Source organism: Acinetobacter sp. YH12116 (assembly GCF_013418895.1).
In the GTDB taxonomy this organism is placed as follows: domain Bacteria; phylum Pseudomonadota; class Gammaproteobacteria; order Pseudomonadales; family Moraxellaceae; genus Acinetobacter; species Acinetobacter indicus.
Genome location: NZ_VPBE01000004.1, coordinates 197,014 through 211,716 on the forward strand (window position 1 = coordinate 197,014; position 14,703 = coordinate 211,716).

Annotated in this window: 17 protein-coding genes; 10 read left to right on the forward strand and 7 right to left on the reverse strand. The window is 49.0% G+C overall.

Annotation, left to right across the window (positions count from 1 at the left end; genetic code table 11):
* Window positions 1–43: 43 nt before the first annotated feature.
* Complete coding sequence (locus FTU54_RS04860) at window positions 44–1,756, reverse strand: electron transfer flavoprotein-ubiquinone oxidoreductase (RefSeq protein WP_180046115.1); 1,713 nt, start codon at window positions 1,754–1,756, stop codon at window positions 44–46.
* A 188-nt stretch (window positions 1,757–1,944) separates the two neighbouring features.
* Here FTU54_RS04860 and FTU54_RS04865 point away from each other — a divergent pair, with 188 nt between their 5' ends.
* The 5 genes from FTU54_RS04865 to FTU54_RS04885 all read left to right on the forward strand — a co-directional run bounded on the left by FTU54_RS04865 (window position 1,945) and on the right by FTU54_RS04885 (window position 6,356).
* Window positions 1,945–2,556, forward strand: coding sequence for a DUF1285 domain-containing protein (locus tag FTU54_RS04865; RefSeq protein WP_035363548.1), 612 nt, complete (start codon window positions 1,945–1,947; stop codon window positions 2,554–2,556).
* 46 nt (window positions 2,557–2,602) lie between these two features.
* Complete coding sequence (murI, locus tag FTU54_RS04870; RefSeq protein ID WP_127801786.1) at window positions 2,603–3,472, forward strand: glutamate racemase; 870 nt, start codon at window positions 2,603–2,605, stop codon at window positions 3,470–3,472.
* Window positions 3,473–3,584: 112 nt separating this feature from the next.
* On the forward strand, window positions 3,585–4,613 hold the full coding sequence (locus FTU54_RS04875; RefSeq protein WP_127801785.1) for a DUF4062 domain-containing protein: 1,029 nt from the start codon (window positions 3,585–3,587) through the stop codon (window positions 4,611–4,613).
* Between the two features lie 66 nt (window positions 4,614–4,679).
* A complete protein-coding gene (gene hemH / locus FTU54_RS04880) occupies window positions 4,680–5,708 on the forward strand; it encodes a ferrochelatase (RefSeq protein ID WP_180046113.1) in 1,029 nt (342 codons plus the stop codon).
* Between the two features lie 3 nt (window positions 5,709–5,711).
* Window positions 5,712–6,356 carry an MBL fold metallo-hydrolase gene (locus FTU54_RS04885; RefSeq protein ID WP_180046111.1) on the forward strand — a complete coding sequence of 215 codons (645 nt, stop codon included), beginning with the start codon at window positions 5,712–5,714 and terminating at the stop codon, window positions 6,354–6,356.
* A 69-nt stretch (window positions 6,357–6,425) separates the two neighbouring features.
* Here FTU54_RS04885 and FTU54_RS04890 read toward each other — a convergent pair whose 3' ends face one another.
* The gene (locus tag FTU54_RS04890; RefSeq protein WP_005181916.1) at window positions 6,426–6,605 is read right to left on the reverse strand and encodes a hypothetical protein; all 180 of its coding nucleotides are present in this window, start codon (window positions 6,603–6,605) and stop codon (window positions 6,426–6,428) included.
* 181 nt (window positions 6,606–6,786) lie between these two features.
* Entirely contained in the window at window positions 6,787–6,960 is a 174-nt protein-coding gene (locus FTU54_RS04895; RefSeq protein WP_005181919.1) for a DNA gyrase inhibitor YacG, read from the reverse strand.
* An 84-nt stretch (window positions 6,961–7,044) separates the two neighbouring features.
* Between FTU54_RS04895 and FTU54_RS04900 the strand changes: the two genes are divergently transcribed.
* Window positions 7,045–7,695, forward strand: coding sequence for an SAM-dependent methyltransferase (locus tag FTU54_RS04900; protein ID WP_180046156.1), 651 nt, complete (start codon window positions 7,045–7,047; stop codon window positions 7,693–7,695).
* A gap of 2 nt (window positions 7,696–7,697) precedes the next feature.
* The gene (locus FTU54_RS04905; protein ID WP_180046109.1) at window positions 7,698–8,900 is read left to right on the forward strand and encodes a TIGR03862 family flavoprotein; all 1,203 of its coding nucleotides are present in this window, start codon (window positions 7,698–7,700) and stop codon (window positions 8,898–8,900) included.
* Window positions 8,901–8,963: 63 nt separating this feature from the next.
* Here the strand turns inward: FTU54_RS04905 and FTU54_RS04910 are convergent, their stop codons facing one another.
* Entirely contained in the window at window positions 8,964–9,512 is a 549-nt protein-coding gene (locus tag FTU54_RS04910; protein WP_168405608.1) for a hypothetical protein, read from the reverse strand.
* 13 nt (window positions 9,513–9,525) lie between these two features.
* Entirely contained in the window at window positions 9,526–10,308 is a 783-nt protein-coding gene (locus FTU54_RS04915; protein WP_034598303.1) for a class I SAM-dependent methyltransferase, read from the reverse strand.
* A gap of 121 nt (window positions 10,309–10,429) precedes the next feature.
* Between FTU54_RS04915 and FTU54_RS04920 the strand changes: the two genes are divergently transcribed.
* The 3 genes from FTU54_RS04920 to FTU54_RS04930 all read left to right on the forward strand — a co-directional run bounded on the left by FTU54_RS04920 (window position 10,430) and on the right by FTU54_RS04930 (window position 13,059).
* The gene (locus FTU54_RS04920; RefSeq protein WP_016659613.1) at window positions 10,430–11,704 is read left to right on the forward strand and encodes a hypothetical protein; all 1,275 of its coding nucleotides are present in this window, start codon (window positions 10,430–10,432) and stop codon (window positions 11,702–11,704) included.
* A gap of 100 nt (window positions 11,705–11,804) precedes the next feature.
* Window positions 11,805–12,002: a hypothetical protein gene (locus tag FTU54_RS04925; protein WP_005181929.1), complete on the forward strand. Its 198-nt coding sequence runs from the start codon at window positions 11,805–11,807 to the stop codon at window positions 12,000–12,002.
* 100 nt (window positions 12,003–12,102) lie between these two features.
* Window positions 12,103–13,059: a 2-hydroxyacid dehydrogenase gene (locus FTU54_RS04930; protein ID WP_180046107.1), complete on the forward strand. Its 957-nt coding sequence runs from the start codon at window positions 12,103–12,105 to the stop codon at window positions 13,057–13,059.
* A gap of 98 nt (window positions 13,060–13,157) precedes the next feature.
* On the opposite strand, the gene FTU54_RS04935 is transcribed toward FTU54_RS04930, so the two are convergent.
* On the reverse strand, window positions 13,158–13,583 hold the full coding sequence (locus FTU54_RS04935; protein WP_104470692.1) for a hypothetical protein: 426 nt from the start codon (window positions 13,581–13,583) through the stop codon (window positions 13,158–13,160).
* 204 nt (window positions 13,584–13,787) lie between these two features.
* Window positions 13,788–14,312 (reverse strand): hypothetical protein, encoded by a 525-nt coding sequence (locus FTU54_RS04940; protein WP_005181937.1) that lies wholly within the window; start codon window positions 14,310–14,312, stop codon window positions 13,788–13,790.
* Window positions 14,313–14,703: the final 391 nt, after the last annotated feature.

Genomic DNA, 14,703 nt, shown 5'->3' on the forward strand with positions numbered 1-14,703 from the left:
TGGGGTCAGATCATACGCGGGTTTATTTTTATCTCAATCGAGATTACATATTTGGATAGTTTGGACCACCACCACCTTCCGGTGTTACCCAGGTGATGTTCTGTGATGGATCTTTAATGTCACAGGTCTTGCAGTGTACGCAGTTGGCTGCGTTAATCTGGAAGCGCTTGGAACCATCATCATTTTCCATAATTTCATACACACCTGCAGGGCAGTAACGCTGAGCTGGTTCATCCCATTTAGGCAAGTTCACATCAACCGGAATCGAGGCATTGGTTAGCTTCAAGTGTGCAGGCTGGTTTTCTTCGTGTACGGTGTTGGATACGAATACTGAAGACAAACGGTCAAAGGTCAGCTTGCCATCCGGTTTTGGATAGTTCGGCTTAAAGCTTACCGCATCTACGGTTTTCAGTGCGCTGAAGTCAGGCACCAAGTCATGCAGGGTAAACGGCACTTTAAAGATGTTCTGGTCAATAAAGTTAAACGCACCACCAAACCATTGACCAAACTTATGCATCGCCGGGCCAAAGTTACGCGCGCTATAAAGCTCTTCTTTCAGCCAGCTGTTGTTGAACTTCTCGGTATAAGAGGTTAATTCTTTTGCAAAGAAATCTTCACCTTCAGTCACGCGGGCAATGGCCAGATCACCACCTTTTTCGACACCGGCAGCAATTGCTTCAAAGACTGCCTCACCACAGAGCATGCCGGATTTCATTGCGGTATGAGAACCTTTGATTTTGGCAAAGTTCAAGAAGCCTGCATCATCACCAATTAAGGAACCACCCGGGAAAGTGAATTTAGGCAGCGAGTTAAAACCACCTTTGGTTACGGCACGCGCGCCATAAGAAATACGCTTACCACCTTCCAGATACTGTTTAATCAGAGGATGAGTTTTCCAGCGCTGCATTTCCATAAATGGATACATATGCGGGTTTTCATAAGACAGATCGACGATCATCCCCAGCGTGACCTGGTTGTTTTCCGCGTGGTAGAGCCACCAGCCGCCGGAAGAACCGGTTTCAGACAATGGCCAGCCGGCACCGTGCATCACCAGACCTGGTTTGTGTTTGGCCGGATCAATTTCCCACAGTTCTTTAATGCCGATGCCGTAGTGCTGTGGATCGGCATCTTTGTCCAAGTTAAATTTCTGAATCAGGCGTTTGCCTAAGTGACCACGACAGCCTTCAGCAAACAGGGTGTATTTGGCATGCAGTTCATAACCTGGGGCAAAGTTATGGGTCGGTTCACCATCTTTACCAATACCCATATCACCAGTTTGAATGCCTTTTACTGTGCCATCTTCATGGTACAGGATTTCAGACGCCGCAAAGCCCGGGAAAATTGACACTTCCAGTTCTTCGGCTTTCTGGCCTAACCAGCGCACCACGTTGCCAAGCGAAATGACATAGTTGCCATCGTTGTGCATAGTTTTTGGCACCATCCAGTGTGGTGCTTCTTTCGAAGTGGTTTCAGACAGCAGGAAGAAGGTTTTATCTTCTGTGACGGGCACATTTAAAGGGGCACCTTCTTCTTTCCAGTTCGGGAACAGCTCATTGATGGCACGTGGTTCCAGCACCGCACCTGACAAGATGTGCGCACCGACTTCGGAGCCTTTTTCTACGACACAAACGGACAGATCATTCAGGTTATTTTCAATTGCAAGTTGACGGATTTTAATCGCCGCAGACAGACCCGCAGGGCCAGCACCTACGATAACCACGTCAAACTCCATCGATTCACGTTCGATGTGTTCCATGTAGGACTCCTCATAATACTAGAAGGTGGCAACCGTCATCTCAGAATCCGGTGCTGCCATGAGTGTTCTTAGTTCCTAGACACAAATTTGCTATCGTGTCTTTTATATTGTGGGCTAGTATAGTTTTAAACCTTAGTCTAGCCAATTGGCTGAATCATATTATTTTTCCGTCAGCAGGGTATTCAATGATGAACAATGAGCACAATGAACCAAATCCGACGAAAAAAGTAGCATTTTCTGATGATAAAAATTTAATGGGCATTGCACAATACTTAAAAGATGCACAGCCCGGTCACAAAAGGTCAATTCCCCCTTTGGAGCACTGGCATCCAAAGCATTGTGGCAAAATGGATTTAACGGTAAAAGCCAATGGAGAATGGTGGCACGAAGGTCAATTGGTGAAGCGCCAGTCATTAATTGAGCTGTTTTCTACCGTACTCTGGAAAGAAGGTCACACGTTCTATTTAAAAACCCCGGTCGAGCAGATTGAAATTGAGGTGGAAGATGAGCCTTTATTTGTCAATCAGGTAGATCAGGTTGATATTGAAGGCAAGACCTATCTGCAACTGACCACTACCACCCAGGACCTGGTGATTGTCGATGAGCAGCATCCGATCTTTATGCGTGAATATGAAGGGGAGTTGCGTCCCTATGTACATGTGCGTTTTGGTCTGAATGCCCTGATCCAGCGTGCGGCTTTTTTTCATCTGATCGAGCTGGGCAGCTTGCAGGAAAATGCCGAAGGCGATGCAATTTTAAGCCTGAAAAGTGGTGATTTGCTATTGCAATTAGGCACCTGAGGTTTAAGCTTGAGCCATCCTATTTCAAACTGCTCATTCCGCTGCCATGACCGCCATTCATCCCCTTGCTCCTTTGTTGCACCCTATGACCAGAGCGCAGGCGGATGCGCCAATCGGGATTTTTGATTCAGGCATTGGCGGCTTGTCGGTGGCGCTGGAAATTGCCCAGCATTTGCCCAATGAACAGATTGTTTATTATGCCGACACGGCGCATGTGCCTTATGGTCCGCGTGATGATCAGGAAATTCGCGAACTGACCGCTCAGGCTATCGAGTGGCTATATCGGCAAGGCTGTAAAATTGCAGTGGTGGCCTGCAATACTGCCTCGGCTTTTAGTCTGGATTATCTGCGTGCGCATTATGGGGAAGATTTCCCGATTGTTGGTTTGGTCCCAGCCTTAAAACCGGCGGTACTGCAGAGCAAAACCAAAACCGTGGCTGTGCTGGCGACACCGGCGACCTTTCGTGGCCAGCTAATTAAAGACGTGATTCAGCGTTTTGCCTTGCCGGCCGAGGTCAAGGTGATTCCTTTAACTTCGCTTGAACTGGTGCCTTTTGTGGAAAGCGGAGCGCAAATGAGTGCTGCCTGTTTAACTACTTTAAGTGAACTGTTACAGCCAGTGGTGGATGCTGGCGCAGATCATCTGGTGCTGGGGTGTACCCATTATCCCTTCTTAAAAACTGCGATTCAGTCTATTTTTGGTCAGAAATTGACATTAATTGACTCAGGAACTGCCGTTGCGCGTCAAACTTCCCGCATTTTAACGAAAAATGAGTTATTATTTGAACAGAGCCGAGCCGATCAGGTGCAGATTCATTGTTATGTCAGCGGTCAAAATGCTGAACATTTACAACCGATTGTCGGGCGTCTGATGCCTGAGCAGATCCGCTGGAAAATTTCCAATCTGCCTCGCTAAGCCAGGCTCCATAAAGAAAGCAACATGATTGCTTCAGCATGACTTATTTTTTTGATTGGGGAACAATACTGATGCCCATTGGGCGCTTCAGCTATTGAGGGAAGGAGAGCCAATGCTCGATAAACGCTATCAGGTATTTATCTCTACGTCCGGTTCAGAGATGCAGCCGGAACGCATGGTATTGACACAGACCTTGGTGGGAATGGGCTTCTTTTCCTGGGGCTTGGAGCAGCGTACGCCATTGAGTACGGCATTTGCTCGTCGTCAGATTGATGACTGCGACTATGTGGTGCTGTTACTGGGCAGCCAGTATGGCGAGCAGTCGGTATCGGGTGTGGGCTATATGCATCTGGAATATATTTACGCGGTCACCAAGCAGAAACCGATGATTGTGTTTATGCACGAAGATCCGGATTCACGTGATGCCAGCTTGCAGGATGCCAAACCTGAACTGCGGGAAAAATTTAAAGAATTCCGTCGCCTGTTGCAGCAGGAAGTTGATCAGGTGTTTTGCTATCGCAGCTTGCGTGATCTGGAGCTGGCGGTACGTTTCAATATGCCGCAAATGCTGGAGCGTTATCCGGTGGTGGGCTGGGTGCGTCCGCAAAATACCCAGGCCCTGCATGATGAAATCGAGCAGCTACAGGCCAAAGTGGCCCAGTTAAAAAATGAACTTGGCAAGACCGAAGCCGATCCGTTTTTAAGCCTGCCCAAAGTATCCATGCATGAAGCTTTCCAGTTTGAATACCGGATGCATGCCTATCAGGATGGTAATTTTAAAGAACTGAAAGTACAAAAACAGCTGACCTGGGCGCAGCTGTTCAGTATTTTAGGCTCGACTTTTATTCATCCGACCCCGGAAGAATATTTTTCCAAACGCATGAATGAATATTTAAATGATACCGGCCTGACTGATGCGCGGCGTGAAATGCCGCGGGCGCATGCGGTGGCACGGGCGCAAATCAATATTCGTGCCTTGCATACCATTAAAATGCAGATGCGCCAGAATGACTGGATTGTGCAGGCCGGCCGGGATGAACGCCAGCGTATGCTATGGCAGACTACAGCCAAAGGGCAGAAGTTGCTGGACAGTAACCTGCTTGATAATGATCGTGTTTTTCAATATAAATCGACGTATTAATTCATTTAGTAACAGACGGGAAAGCTGTTAAAGTAAACGCGTTCCCTAATGATTCCTGAGAGCCTGATGTCTGTTGTTGCGAAACCGAAAATCACCATTATTCTGGCCAATTTGGGTACACCGGATGCACCGACTGTGCCCGCGGTACGACGTTTTCTGAAACAGTTCCTGTCTGATCAGCGGGTGATTGAAATTCCCAAACTGCTGTGGCAAATTATTTTAAGGCTGTTTATTTTACCGTTTCGCCCCAAACGCGTGGCGCATGCCTATGCTATGGTCTGGAATCAGGATTCGCCTATGCGCGAGATTTTGCAGGCGCAGGTCGATGCCGTCAGACAGACCTTAAGCCCGCTCTACCCGGAATTTGAGCTGAATATTGTGCCAGCCATGACTTATGGCAACCCGGGTATCGACGCTTTGCTGGCAAAGCTGGCCCAGCAGCCGCAAGATCATCTCCTTGTCCTGCCGCTATTCCCACAATATTCCGCAACCTCTACCGCGCCGCTGTATGATGCTATAGCCAAATGGATTCCGCAGCAGCGCAATTTGCCGGGGCTGAGCATTATCCGCGATTATTATCAGCATCCTTTGTATATTCAGGCTTTGGCGCAGAGTGTGCGCGAATTTCAGGCCAAGCATGGTCCGGCGGAAAAACTGCTGATGTCGTTTCATGGTATTCCACAGCCGTATGCCGATAAAGGCGACCCGTATGCCGAGCGCAGTCGCACAACCGCTCAACTGGTGGCGCAGGCGCTGGGTTTAAATGAGGATCAATGGGCGATCAGCTTCCAGTCACGTTTTGGCAAACAGGAATGGGTCAAGCCCTATACCGATGTACTGCTCGAAGAATGGGGCAAGCAGGGAGTCAAATCGGTCCAGATCATGAGTCCGGCATTTTCTGCCGACTGTCTGGAAACCCTGGAAGAACTGGCCATACAAAATGCCGAGATTTTTCAGCAGGCGGGCGGGGAACACTATGCCTATATTCCGGCGCTGAACCAGCGGGATGATCATTTACAATTGCTGAATGCCTTGCTTCAGGCTAATCTGGATGCGCTAAAACAGACTTTTGCCCATTTTCAACAGGACGCTTAACTCATGTTACAAGTCAAAATTGTGCCGGTCACGGCATTTGCCCAAAACTGTTCCATCGTCTGGGATGCAGAAAGTAAAGAGGCTATTTTGATTGATGCGGGCGGTGAACCGGACAAGCTGCAGGCAGAAGTCGAAGCACTGGGCTTAACTGTGAAAGCCTTATGGTTAACTCATGGTCATCTGGATCATGCTGGTGCTGTCGGTGCTTTAAAAAAACACTGGAATGTGCCGGTCATTGGTCCGCATAAGGAAGATGCGTTCTGGCTGGATATGATTCAGGAAGTATCGGCGCGTTATGGTTTCCCGATTCCTGAAAAGGTCGAGGTGGATCAGTGGCTGGAAGGTGGTGAGCAGCTGCAGCTGGGCAATGAACAGTTTGAAGTGCGTTTTGCGCCGGGACATACCCCAGGTCATGTGATGTTCTATAATGGCAATTACGGTTTGCTCTGGACCGGTGATGTGCTGTTTAAAGGCTCGATTGGCCGGACAGATTTCCCGCGTGGGAATCATCAGCAATTACTGGATTCAATCCAGCGTGAATGTTTTAGCCTGCCGGATGAAACCCAGTTTATTTCAGGGCATGGTCCGATCAGTACCATTGGTTTTGAAAAACAGCACAATCCTTTTGTGGCGGGGCAGGCCGGTTAATCTGCAAATCTCACCCTAACCAAAGTCAGCACAGTGCTGACTTTTTTATTGCGCCGTTTTGATTGCCATTTATTTGCGAAACGGGTCATTCAGCTGTTTTTTCGCTTCCATGCCCACCAGCCAGGCCATTAAGGCAAATAATACCGCCACCCCAATCAGCAGCGTATCCTGACTATATAAACCGACCGCCAGCATTAAGATTGCGGCAAGCAGAAAGGCGAAAAAAAGAATTTTCAGGAGCGTGGGCATACAGGGCTCGATAATTAGAATCTCGAGGCCATTTAAAAAAGAACCGAATGCGAATAGGGTAACGTTTTGCAGTAAAATTTTTAAATGTGTGCGCTGTTTGCGCAAAGAAGTTTTAAATGTGTAGGATTTTTATTACACCTTTCCAGTAAAAGCGGCTTTTTGTAAAACCGCGTAACTCATTTTAGTCTTCCGGGTTATCTACCGAGGGTGCATCCTGAGTCGGCAGGCGATATTCATCACTGGCCCAGGCGCCCAAATCAATCAGCTTGCAACGCTCGGAACAGAAAGGGCGAAATTCATTGCCTTCCCAGACAGAAGGTTCACCACAACGTGGGCAAGGGAATGTACGTGGCATGCGGGTCTCCTGATAAAATCCCGGATTAGATTAGGCAAAAACAGCTGCACTTGATAGACTTGTGCGGTTTTTTATAAGTTTGATCTGATTATGCCCATTCGTCAATTTCAAGCCCAGCGTATGCATGCTCCGCGTGACTTTCAAGCCATTGCCAATACTCCTGTCTGTATCGAAATTGGTGCGGGCAAAGGCAAGCACGCGCTGTTGTTCAGTGGGCAACATCCTGAGCAAACCCTGTATGCGATTGAGCGCACCCGGGAAAAGTTTATGGCCATGCAAAAGCAGCATGGATTAGAACCGCATGCCAATCTGCAGCCAGTCCATGCCGATGCCTTACCGTGGATTGTACATGCGCTATATCCGGCGCAAGTCGAGCAGTGCTTTATTTTATATCCGAATCCGGAGCCGCATAATCCGGCCCAGCGCTGGCTGAACATGCCATTTTTTGAGTTTTTGCTGTCACGTTTGCAACCGAATGGACAGATTACCCTGGCCAGTAATATCCCTGAATATATTGCCGAAGCTGAACAGCAATTATTGGCGCTATGGAAACTACCGTTTGAGAAACAGCGGATTGCCGCCGATTCTGCCCGGACCCATTTTGAAATTAAATATTTGCAGCGCGGTGAATTGTGCCAGCAACTGATTATTCGCAAACCGGAGGGTTATCGTACCCGTTTTGACGATTTTCAGCCGCTTCAGGGCCAGTCGCCAGTGCAGGCAGTGGAAGAATAAGCATGTCCAAGTGGATTGCCATTATCGGGGCAGGCCCGGCCGGCTTGATGGCGGCTGAGGTGCTCAGCCAGTATGGCTATAACCTGCATGTCTATGAGCAGAAGCCTTCGGCAGCACGCAAGTTTTTAATGGCCGGAAAAACCGGGTTAAATATTTCCCATGCCGAAGCAGTGCCGCAGTTTATTCAGCGTTATGATCAGGCCGACTGGCTGGCGCCGTGGATTCAGCGCTGGGATGCTGGCTGGATTCAGGACTGGATGGCAGGCTTGGGCATTCGCTCTTATGTCGGTTCATCCGGGCGGATATTTCCGGTGGAGATGAAAGCTGCACCGCTATTACGGGCCTGGTTAAAACGACTGGCGGATAATGGGGTGCAGTTTCATTACCGCCAGCAGGTCAAAGGCCTTGAGCAGCAACAGCTGCAGATTCTGGACTTAAAACATGGGCAACTGCGCAGTGAAGCATTTGATGCGATTGTGCTGGCTTGTGGTGCGCTGTCGTGGTCGCAATTAGGCAGTGATGGTGCCTGGCAGGACTGGCTCCGTCCAGAGCAGATTGAACCATTTCAGGCCAGCAATGCCGGGGTGGAATATCCGTGGTCCAGCTTTATGCAGCCAGTGTTTGGTCAGCCTTTAAAACGGGTTGAGGCCTGGGTAGAACCGCATACGCGCAGTATCGGCGATATTGTCCTGACCCATTATGGACTGGAAGGCGGCCTGATTTATAAGCAGGGCCGGGCCTTACGTGCACAGCTGAAACAGCAGCAGCGCATGGTGCTGTTTCTGGATTTACTGCCCGAGCAGTCCCAGGCGCAGCTGGCCAAAAAATTACACCCCAGTAAAAAGCAGTCACTTAGCAATGTCTGGCGTAAAGCCGGTTTAGATGCAGCCAAAAGCAGTCTGCTGCGTGAACTGGTCGATAAAAGCTTATGGCATCAGCCGGAGGCGCTGGCGGCACAGGTGAAACAGCTGCGGATTGAATTAACGGGTTTTCGCCCGATTGAAGAAGCGATTAGCTGTGCCGGCGGAATCAAGCGCAGTGCCTTCAGCCCGCAGTTACAGCTGAAGGATCATCCGGCAGTATTTTGCTGCGGTGAAATGCTGGACTGGGATGCACCCACCGGCGGCTATTTGCTCACGGCCTGTTTTGCCACCGGACGGGCAGCTGGGGAAGGTGTACATGCCTATCTCGCTACAGGGCAGTAAAACTCACCGGCATTCTCCCTGTAAAGATCAGGGCTATTTAGGCCCTGAAATGATAGATGTTATTTATTGGTCGAGCTGTGGATACTGGTCGCGCCAGTGTTCTAATTGCTCTTGGGCATGAATAAATTTCCCCAGACCTTTAACGCTGTCTGGTGCACTCTCCGATGCAGCTGAAGCTGGTTGCTGGGCATGCAGCTGGGCCTGATGATCCCAATATTCATACATCAGACCCTGAATATAGCGGCCCTGTTCAGTTTTTAAATCCAGCGCTTTCAGCATATTCAGGGCCGACTGGATATTGTCACCTTGCCGGCTTCGTGCAAAGACATCATCCAGCGTGCCTTGCTGCTGCATCTGCATTAGTTCAACTTCCATTTCCTCACTCATCTGGCCAAAGCGCTGTTCATAGTCGGTTAGCAGCTGCAGGTCATGCAAGTCCTGCTCGGTTTTCGGGAAAGTGCGTACCGGCTCACTTTTCAGTTCCTGAAGCACCTGATCTTCGGCGCTTAATTCCTGCTTCGGTTCTGGTGACGGATTACGCTCGCAGGCACTCAACAGCAGTGCACTGCCAAGCAGACAGGCCAGAGATAAAGGTTTGATCAGATTGGACATGACAGGTTCATCCTTATTGTTCTGTAATTTTTGTAAAGCTATACACATGGGTCAGGTAGGGAAAGTCAATTTGTTGCTGCGGCTGTTTGCCTGTATATTGCAGCACCATCTGCTCGAACTGCTGTTTCAGCTGCTGTTGCTGGTGTTCAGGCAGCGCGGCAATAAAACTGGTAGAAAGCAGGCGTTTTGACACCACCTGTTCAACTGTACCGCTTTGCCATTGCTGAAAAGTAGCTTCTGCGTTAGCGTTAAAGCCGGTTGCAGCCGAAAAGACCTGTCGCCATTGGCCGCTATGAAAACGCGGGGTATCACCTTCCAGCGGCGCTATATGCTCGGCCAGTGCCTTGACCCAGTCGATGCGGGTGTCACGCTGATTCCAGATCAGCAACAGCTGGCCACCCGGTTTCAGCACCCGGTAAATTTCGTTCAGGGTTTCAAGATTGGCAAACCAGTGAAAGGACTGCGCGCAGCAGACGGCATCGACACTGGCATCAGGCAGCGGCAGGGCATGACTATAGGCTTGAATGCTTTGCACATCAGGATAGTGTTGCTGTAGTTGTGCCAGCATTTCGGCCACCGGCTCAACAGCAATCACATGCGGGCTAAGCTGTTGCAGAATCGGCAGGAATTTACCGGTACCGGCACCTAGGTCGACACAGACCGGTGCGGCATCAGATTTGAGCTGGTTTTTTAACCATGCAACCAGCGCTTGTGGATAACTTGGTCGGACCTGTTGATAAAGTTTGGCGGCTGTGGAAAAGCCTTGTTCTGCTGCAGGATGGAGGAATTGTGTCATATTTTGCGCTTTTTTATCTGCCGGGCATCTATAAAATAACATATTCGCTTTTTAGTCGTCGGCATACGGTCTATTTGTTATTTTGAATCTTGATAGAGGGCTGTGCAGCTCTGGTGTGGGAATGGATAAACACATAATTTTTGAAGACGATCATATCCGCGTCATCTGGATGCCCGGTCATTCAGAGGCGCTGATTTTTTCTTTTGGCGATTTAATTACCCGCGCCAAAGGCCTGACCATTAATGCTGAAAAGTCATTGAGCAAACACGGCTATAATGTGGTTGGCATCATGCCAAAGGAGAAATCCTGGTTTCCCGAACAGTCGATGCGCGCGATGCTGAATGAAATTGCCGCCACCATTGCGCCGTTTCAGCAGCGTATTGGCTATGGCGGTTCGATGGGTGGTTATGCGGCCATCAAATATTCCAACCTGCTTGATTTGCAACGTGTGGTGGCACTGGTGCCGCAATATTCGATTGATCCGGAAGATATTCTGGACACGCGCTACAATATGTTCTTCCATCCGCAGCACAATGCTGACATGCGTATTCAGCCCCAAGATGTTTCGGCTGAGCGCGAATATATCGTGATTTATGATCCGCACTATGCCGAAGACCGCGCCCAGTATTTAAAACTGCAGGCGGTACTGCCTTCGCTGCAGACCCTGCATTTACCGTTTACCGGACATGATGCGATTGCGGTGCTGGCCAGTTCCGATTTGCTCAATGATTTTCTTAGCCATCCTTTTGATCCGGCACATTTTTACCAGAAGATGCGTCAGGTCAAAAAGAACAGCAAGTTCTACTATCGCAAGCTGATTGAAAACCTGTTGCCACGGCACAAACATGCGCTGGGGCAAATCCTGAAAAATAACGAACTGCAACTGGACAGCGGCTTTTTTGATGCCAAGCTCAAGCAGAACCTGATTCGCTCGCTGCTCAGCAATAAACAGGTCGATCAGCATGACCTGCATAAACTCGGGATTCAGTTTAACCTGCCGCAGGAAAGCCGCCGCCAGCTGATGGACTGTTTTGGCCATGGGCTGGTATTTAATGTCATTAGCCAGAAGATCGAAAGCTATGCTGCCAGTGCTGTGGCCTTAAACCATAAATTTCTGATTCCGATTTATGCCAAGGGCAATGGACTGGTACAAATCTGGCTGAATGACCAGCGTTATATTGTGGCCATGAATGATCGTCAGGTCATGAAACTGTTTCAGGAACAGGATGAGCTCAGCGCCGGTATGCACCCCATCGTGATTAAAAAATACAGCGATTATTATGTGCTGAGTTATAAACAGCTGAATTTAAGTAGTGATGAATTTGGCGGCAATGAATTTGTCGATGATAGCCCGGAAAGTGCCAAATTTGTGACCCAGCCCGAAGTGGTGCTGTAAGCCAAAACTGCACTGACCCCGAAGTCCTTGTTTTATTTTATATTCAGGCTAAGATGAAGATGGATGTAAAACAACCAGTGGATAAAAGTAGGGTAGTGTTATGACCATTCGACCTCTGTCTGTTGTGGTACTGAGCCTGCTGGGTTGGGCTGTTCCGTCCGTTGCTTCGGCACAAACGGTGCATTATTCAGCCTATATGGTGTTCGGCAGTGGCCTGTTATTGGTATTGGCTTTAACCATTTATGTCATTCGGCAAATCCGCTTTTCTTTACGCAATTATCACAGCAAGCGCCCATGAACTCATGGGCGTTTTTTTGTGGGCATCCCATTTTTGAACTGACGCGCAGCGCTACAAGTGTGCTTTAATTTCTTCACGCCATGATGAGAGGATGCACCACATGAACGCCATATTTCTGGATTTTGCCTCGCTGGATCAGGATGATTTACAGCTAGAAGACTTAAACGCTGTCTTTCAGCAGCAGTTAACGCTGTATCCAACCACTTCGCCTGCAGAGCTGCTGCCACGGGTGCAATCTGCCGAGGTGATTATCAACAATAAAGTCTTGCTGGATGCCGCGACATTACAGCAATGCCCGCAGCTTAAACTGATCCTGATTTCAGCCACCGGTACCAATAATGTCGATTTGGAACAGGCACGCCGCCAGGGTGTGGTGGTGTGTAACTGTCAGGGTTATGGCACGGCCGCAGTGGCGCAACATACCTTAATGCTGATGTTAAATCTGGCTACTTCTTTTGTGCCTTATCATCAGGCGGTGCAACAGGGCCAGTGGCAGCGTTCTAGCCAGTTCTGTCTGCTGGATTATCCAATTGTCGAGCTGGCTGGAAAAACGCTGGGCATTGTCGGTTATGGTGAGTTGGGGCAGGCAGTGGCCAAGCTAGCCGAAGCCTTCGGCATGCAGGTCAAAATTGCTGCTCTCGCCAACCGGCCACAATCTGCGTCGCGGGTGCCTTTTGCCGAGCTGTTACCGCAGGTGGATTTTTTAAGCCTGCATTGTCCACTGACCGAAGATACCCGGGATTTAATCGGGCCGGCTGAGTTTGCTGCCATGAAACATAGCGCGTTTTTAGTTAACTGTGCCCGCGGCGGTATTGTCAATGAAGCGGCGCTGGCCGAAGCCTTACTGTCCGGACAAATTGCCGGTGCGGCGATGGATGTGCTGAGTGTCGAGCCACCCAAGCAGGGCAATATCCTGTTAGACCCAGCTATTCCCAATTTAATTTTAACCCCGCATAGTGCATGGGGCAGTGTAGATGCGCGGCAGCGGATTGTGCAGCAAATGGTAGAAAACGTGATCGCGTTTCAGCAGGGCCAACCGATCCGTCAGGTCAATTAAGCAGATATCAAGCAATAAAAAATACGGACGCATTCAGGTCCGTATTTTTGGGTGGAATGAAAAGGCGAGTGATGATGAGGCTCTCGCTCACTCCCGTCTTAAAGTTCGGTCACGGCATAGCTGGTGGCCCCTGAACCGGTTTCAGCAGGTACTGATGCCGCCGGTTGAGCGGTATCTGGCTGACTCAAGCTGCCCTGTACAATTGGTACCGGCTGTTGCGGTGCGCCGCCTAAAGCTTCTTTGGTGTCCTGAATTTTCTGGTTGGCCTGTTGCGTGGTGTTGCTGGTTAAGGTTTTGGTATTTTCCCAGGCCTGATGCACCGAAGGCCGTACTTTTTGCACACCTTTTTCTGCCACTTCACCAACCCGATCTGCCGCGTTTAAAACACCTTGCTGTGCTTTATAGGCCCAGACATGCAGTAAATTCGGATTATCGGCATACGGCTGAATTGGGGCTTGGAGCTTGGTGCTGCTATTCGCTTCTGCTGGTGGAGTTTGTGCCCAGACTGCAGTGCCCATGAGCATAAGGCCAACAGCCAATACGGATTTCATTTTATGCATAATCATGCCCCCTGCTAAAAGAGAATGGAAAGCCTAAGCCTAAACTGAAGGCATGAAGAAATCATGAAGATTCCTGTTACTGTGTTGAGCATCTGCTGAATTGTCTTGAAACTCAAGCACAAAATTAAAAAAGCCCGCAGGGTTGCAGGCTTGGTTCTCTCATTTTGATTATTGTGCTGCGCCCACTGCGGTATGGGTTTTACTGCTGACTTTGGCTTTGGCCACAGGCGTATCGACATCAACCTGCGCATTGCTGTGCAATTGTACCTGTGCCGATTTCTGTTTCAGGCTGTTTTTGGTTTTTTCCGTACGATCTGCGGCATGTTCACGGGCTGCTGCGGCTTTCTTGGCGGCAGACTGTTTCAGTTCGCTTGAGCGTTCATAGGCCGCCTGTTTTAAATCTGCGGCTTTTTCTTTGCCGGCTTCGGCTTTTTCATTGCTGAACTGTTTGGTGTTTTGCCAGGTGTTCTGGGTCGTGGTTTTTACGCTATGTAATCCTTGACCGACATGCTCGCCTGCGCTGTGTAAGGTCTGCTGCGTACCTTGCACTACATTATTTAAAAGTCCACCAGCCTGTGGCGTCTGCACAGCTGCCGATGCGTTGACATTGGCCTGAAGTGCGGGCGCGGCATACAGTGAAGATGTCGCGAGTAGGGCGCTGCTCATGAATATTGTTGTGAGAGTTTTCTTCATAGGATTTTCCTTGCATGTGTGCCACAGACGCAATGCTGTGAGCGGTGCCTATCTTAAGGAGAAAAATATGCGCCGATATGCTTTATGCAAAAACATCCACAATCTTGCTACAACTGCTTAACAATTCAGGCATTTTTGTAAACCGGGGATTGGCTGCGAAGTCTTATACCAGTTGGTATAGCAGATATAATTTGAATGATGAAAAATCTATTTATTTTTCAGGTTATTTTTATTTTTTCTGAAAAATGTGGAAAAGCACCACATTGCTGTCCCACAATTTTTCACAAGAGGAAGCTCATTTGAGCTTCCTCTTGTTTTATGGGTATTTTATCGGGTGAAAATAAAGCTTTTAAAGTTCTTCTTTCAAACAAATTCACTTGAATTATTCTGA

Bases quoted from the DNA above. Each gene is read 5' to 3' on its own strand.
- FTU54_RS04860 (WP_180046115.1), bottom strand. From the start codon at position 1,756: ATGGAACACATCGAACGTGAATCGATGGAGTTTGACGTGGTTATCGTA.
- FTU54_RS04865 (WP_035363548.1), top strand. From the start codon at position 1,945: ATGAACAATGAGCACAATGAACCAAATCCGACGAAAAAAGTAGCATTT.
- murI (WP_127801786.1), top strand. From the start codon at position 2,603: ATGACCGCCATTCATCCCCTTGCTCCTTTGTTGCACCCTATGACCAGA.
- FTU54_RS04875 (WP_127801785.1), top strand. From the start codon at position 3,585: ATGCTCGATAAACGCTATCAGGTATTTATCTCTACGTCCGGTTCAGAG.
- hemH (WP_180046113.1), top strand. From the start codon at position 4,680: ATGTCTGTTGTTGCGAAACCGAAAATCACCATTATTCTGGCCAATTTG.
- FTU54_RS04885 (WP_180046111.1), top strand. From the start codon at position 5,712: ATGTTACAAGTCAAAATTGTGCCGGTCACGGCATTTGCCCAAAACTGT.
- FTU54_RS04890 (WP_005181916.1), bottom strand. From the start codon at position 6,605: ATGCCCACGCTCCTGAAAATTCTTTTTTTCGCCTTTCTGCTTGCCGCA.
- FTU54_RS04895 (WP_005181919.1), bottom strand. From the start codon at position 6,960: ATGCCACGTACATTCCCTTGCCCACGTTGTGGTGAACCTTCTGTCTGG.
- FTU54_RS04905 (WP_180046109.1), top strand. From the start codon at position 7,698: ATGTCCAAGTGGATTGCCATTATCGGGGCAGGCCCGGCCGGCTTGATG.
- FTU54_RS04910 (WP_168405608.1), bottom strand. From the start codon at position 9,512: ATGTCCAATCTGATCAAACCTTTATCTCTGGCCTGTCTGCTTGGCAGT.
- FTU54_RS04915 (WP_034598303.1), bottom strand. From the start codon at position 10,308: ATGACACAATTCCTCCATCCTGCAGCAGAACAAGGCTTTTCCACAGCC.
- FTU54_RS04920 (WP_016659613.1), top strand. From the start codon at position 10,430: ATGGATAAACACATAATTTTTGAAGACGATCATATCCGCGTCATCTGG.
- FTU54_RS04925 (WP_005181929.1), top strand. From the start codon at position 11,805: ATGACCATTCGACCTCTGTCTGTTGTGGTACTGAGCCTGCTGGGTTGG.
- FTU54_RS04930 (WP_180046107.1), top strand. From the start codon at position 12,103: ATGAACGCCATATTTCTGGATTTTGCCTCGCTGGATCAGGATGATTTA.
- FTU54_RS04935 (WP_104470692.1), bottom strand. From the start codon at position 13,583: ATGCTCATGGGCACTGCAGTCTGGGCACAAACTCCACCAGCAGAAGCG.
- FTU54_RS04940 (WP_005181937.1), bottom strand. From the start codon at position 14,312: ATGAAGAAAACTCTCACAACAATATTCATGAGCAGCGCCCTACTCGCG.